We start from the raw sequence: 4,027 nt of genomic DNA on the forward strand, positions 1-4,027 counted from the left end.
TGTCGCGCGGTTGGTGCTGACCAGCCGTCGGGGCCTGGATGCTCCGGGTGCTGCGGAACTGGTCGCGGAGCTTGCGGGGTCGGGTGTGGAGGTGTCGGTGGTGGCGTGTGACGCCGCCGACCGGGACGCGCTGCGGGAGTTGCTGTCCGCCGAGGCGGGGGGCCTGACGGCGGTGGTTCACACCGCGGGTGTGCTGGACGACGGTGTCCTGGACGCCCTGACTCCCGACCGATTCGAGAACGTACTGCGGGCCAAGGCCGACTCGGCGCGCAACCTCCACGTCCGTGGGCCGGGAGCGGCATGGCCGCCGACGAGGCGATGGACGCCAGGATGCGCCGCGAGGGCGTGCCTCCCATGGCCCCCGACGCGGCCGTCGCCGCGCTGGCGCAGGCCGTCGGCGCCGGCGAGACCGCGCTGACCGTCGCCGACATCGCCTGGGACCGCTACGCGTCGGTCGTGGCGGCCGTCCGCCCCAACCCGTCGGTCGCCCAGTTCGTCACCGGCGCGAAGGCGGTCGAGCCCGTGCCCGCCGGCCACGGCACCGTCGTGACGGGTGCCGACGTCGCAGGTGCCGCCTTCGCGAGGCTGGCCGGGCTGCCCCGGGCCGAGCAGGACCGTGAGCTGCTGGGCCTCGTCCGTACGCACGTAGCGGCCGTCCTCGGCCACGGCAGCGCCGACGCGGTCGGCGCCGAACGCGCCTTCAAGGAACTCGGCTTCGACTCGCTGGCCGCCGTCGACCTGCGCAACCGCCTCGGCGCCGCCACCGCGCTGCGGCTGCCCGCCACCCTCGTCTACGACTACCCGACCTCGGCCGCCCTCGCCGCGTACCTGCGCGGGGAACTGGCCGGCGGCGACCGGTCCGCGGACACCGCCCAGCCGGCCGCCACCGACGAGGACCCGATCGCCATCGTGGCGATGAGCTGCCGCTTCCCCGGCGGCGTCCGGACCCCGGAAGACCTCTGGGGCCTGCTCGCCCAGGGCGCGGACGCGGTCTCCCCGTTCCCCGCCGACCGCGGCTGGGACCTGGACGGCCTCTACAGCGCCGACCCGGACCGGCCCGGGACCTCGTACACGCGGGAAGGCGGCTTCCTCTACGACGCCGCCGACTTCGACGCGGACTTCTTCGGCATCTCGCCCCGCGAGGCCCTCGCCATGGACCCGCAGCAGCGCCTGCTGCTGGAGACCTCCTGGGAGGCCTTCGAGCGCGCCGGCATCGACCCGGCCGTGCTCAAGGGCAGCCGCGCCGGCGTGTTCGTCGGCACCAACGGCCAGGACTACCTCTCCCTCGTCGCCGGGGACGCCGACGGCCTCGAGGGCCACGTCGGCACCGGCAACGCGGCGAGCGTCGTCTCCGGCCGCCTGTCGTACGTCTTCGGCCTCGAAGGCCCCGCGATCACCGTCGACACCGCCTGCTCCTCGTCGCTCGTCGCCCTGCACCTGGCCGTGCAGGCGCTGCGCCAGGGCGAGTGCACCCTGGCCCTGGCCGGCGGCGTGACCGTGATGTCGACACCCGACGCCTTCATCGACTTCAGCCGCCAGCGGGGGCTGGCGGAGGACGGCCGGATCAAGGCGTTCGCCGCGGCCGCCGACGGTACGGGCTGGGGCGAGGGCGTCGGCATGCTGCTCGTCGAGCGGCTCTCCGACGCCCGCCGCAACGGCCACCCGGTGCTGGCCGTGGTGCGCGGCTCGGCGATCAACCAGGACGGCGCGAGCAACGGCCTGACGGCACCCAACGGTCCGTCGCAGCAGCGCGTGATCCGTCAGGCGCTGGCGAGCGCGGGCCTCGATGCCGCCGACGTGGATGCGGTGGAGGCGCACGGCACGGGCACGCGGCTGGGCGACCCGATCGAGGCGCAGGCCCTGCTGGCGACGTACGGCCAGGAGCGGGTCGGGGGCCGGCCGCTGCTGCTGGGTTCGCTGAAGTCGAACATCGGGCACACCCAGGCGGCGGCCGGTGTCGCCGGCGTCATCAAGATGGTCCTCGCCATGCAGCACGGGCTGCTGCCGCGGACCCTGCACGTGGACGAGCCCACCCCGCACGTCGACTGGTCCGCCGGCGAGGTGGAGCTGCTGACGGAGGCCGTCGAGTGGCCGCGGAGCACCCGCCCGCGCCGCGCCGGCGTGTCGTCGTTCGGCCTGAGCGGCACGAACGCCCACACGATCATCGAGGAGGCGCCGGCCGACGACGCGGACGGCACCGCGCCCGGGACCCGGGCCACCGACTCCGCGCCCGTGGTGCCGTTCGTCGTCTCCGGCAAGGGCGCGGCGGGACTGCGCGCCCAGGCCGAGCAGCTCGTGGCGTGGATGACCCGCAACCTGCACGTCGCCATCGCCGACACCGCCTACTCCCTCGCGGCCGGCCGCTCGGCGTTCGAGTCGCGTGCCGTCCTGGTCGCGGACACCGGGGACCGCGAGGCGGTCATCGCCGGCCTGCGCGGCCTCGCCGCCGGTGCGGAACTGCCCGGTCTGGTGCGGGGAACCGTCTCGGAGGGCGGGCTGGCCTTCCTGTTCACGGGACAGGGCAGCCAGCGGCTGGGCATGGGGCGTGAGCTGTACGACCTCCACACCGTGTTCGCGGATGAGCTGGACGCCGTCTGCGCCCGTATGGACGCCCACCTCGAACTCCCGCTGAAGGACGTCCTGTTCGGCTCGGACGCCGCTGTGCTGGACCGGACGGAGTACACCCAGCCCGCGCTCTTCGCCGTCGAGGTGGCCCTGTTCCGCCTGCTGGAGTCGTACGGGATACGGCCGGACTTCGTGGCCGGTCATTCGGTCGGTGAGATCGCCGCCGCGCACGTGGCCGGGGTGCTGTCCCTGGACGACGCGTGCGTGCTGGTCGCTGCGCGTGGTCGGTAGGACGAAGCGGCTGACGGTGAGTCACGCCTTCCATTCGCCGCTCATGGACGGGATGTTGGACGATTTCCGTCAGGTGGTGGAAGGGCTGTCGTTCGCGGCCCCGGAGATCCCGGTGGTCTCCAACCTGACCGGTGCCGCGGTCACCGACGAGATGGGCTGCGCCGACTTCTGGGTGCGGCACGTCCGTGAGGGCGTGCGCTTCCTGGACGGCGTCCGCGCGCTGGGGGCCGCCGGCGTGACGACGTACGTCGAGATCGGGCCGGACGCCGTGCTGTCGGCGCTGGCTCAGGAATGCCTGACGGGCGGCGAGGCCGGGATCGCCTTTGCCGACGTACGCCTTCCAGGCGAGTTCGTCCCCGCCCTGGCGGCCTGGCACCGGCAGAACCGGGAGCAGGCGCAGGCCGACGCCTGGCGCTACCGGGTGCAGTGGAAGCCGCTGACGGCCGTCATGGCTCCGGAGCTGCCCGCGGGGGAGTGGCTCGCCGTCGTTCCCGAGGTGCTCGCCGACGACACCTACGTGGAGTCCGTCACCGCGGCGCTGGCGGGGCGTGGTGCACAGGTCCGTCGGGTCGTGGTCGGGGCGGACGGTGTCGGTCGTGGCGTGCTGGCGGGTCTGCTGGCCGAGTACGACGTCGAGGGTGTCGCGGGTGTGGTGTCGCTCCTGGCCCTGGACGAGTCGGGGTCCGCTGGTGTGGTCGCCACGGCTGCTCTTGTGCAGGCGTTGGGTGATGTCGGGGTGGAGGCGCCGGTGTGGTGCCTGACCCGGGGTGCGGTGTCGGTGGGTCGTTCGGACCGGCTGGTGTCTGCGGTTCAGGCGCAGACGTGGGGTCTGGGTCGTGTGGCTGCGCTGGAGGTGCCGGAGCGGTGGGGTGGTCTGGTCGATCTGCCTGAGGTGTGGGACGAGCGGGCGATGGGTCGGCTGGTCGGTGTGCTGGCCGGTGGTGCGGCGGGTGAGGACCAGGTCGCGGTCCGGTCGTCAGGGGTGTTCGGACGCAGGCTCGTCCGGGCTGCCCGTGCGGAGGGCTCCGCATCCTGGACGCCGTCCGGGACGGTTCTGGTGACCGGTGGCACCGGTGCGCTGGGTGGCCGTGTGGCGCGGTGGCTGGCGGGTGCGGGTGTCGCGCGGTTGGTGCTGACCAGCCGTCGGGGCCTGGATGCTCCGGGTGCTGCG

Annotated in this window: 1 pseudogene; it reads left to right on the forward strand. The window is 74.0% G+C overall.

The window, feature by feature from the left end:
• Positions 1 to 4,027 (forward strand): annotated as a pseudogene (locus IF43_RS40205) (beta-ketoacyl synthase N-terminal-like domain-containing protein); the annotation flags it as partial.

Source organism: Streptomyces sp. NRRL S-87 (genome assembly GCF_000719335.1).
Lineage (GTDB): Bacteria > Actinomycetota > Actinomycetes > Streptomycetales > Streptomycetaceae > Streptomyces.